Annotated in this window: 1 protein-coding gene; it reads left to right on the forward strand. The window is 41.5% G+C overall.

Annotated elements, in window-relative coordinates; genetic code table 11:
- Positions 1 to 283 precede the first annotated feature (283 nt).
- A partial coding sequence (locus ACX5J7_RS03750; protein ID WP_498706157.1) for a DUF6387 family protein occupies positions 284 to 591 on the forward strand: 308 nt, incomplete at its 3' end.

Here is a 591-nt window from a genome sequence, read left to right on the forward strand (position 1 = left end):
AAAGAAATACAATTAGCGAACTTCGATCGATTACTGCATAGGGAGTTTTCTAAAGAATAAAGGTGTATACAAATCAATCAAAGAGCATAATGCTTTCGAGTGGCATGCGTACAATTCAATTTTGTCAGGCCTACCTATGTTATCGAAGCTTTCGCCGGACAATGGTGAAAACTTTGAGTGTTTTAGTTCAGAGGATGCCCTAATCGATAGCCAATTATCTTTCTACCACAACAATGGTGTGCGCATGATGGGGCGGGCGAATTAAGGCACCTTCACGGTAAACTTGTGGAAACGTGCGGCCCGAGTGAACATGTTGGTGAGTTTTAATCTAGACCTTCTTGATATTAAGAGGTTTCTACTGCCAGTAGCACATCTGTTGAGAGACGCTGATGTTTATAGTTCTCATCAGGTTCCCGTGGTTATTGATTTGGCAAGCTTTACAGACCGAGAAATAATAAGCGGTATCGAAGTGATGCTGAAAAGCATGAGGGAACAACTCTGTGCAATAGAGCCAGACAAAAGTAGAGTATGGGCATCTGACAGTAGGAAAATTTTGACGTATAAGGTTCTCCAAACATTGGACCTAAAACT

The organism is Alteromonas infernus, from assembly GCF_902705815.1.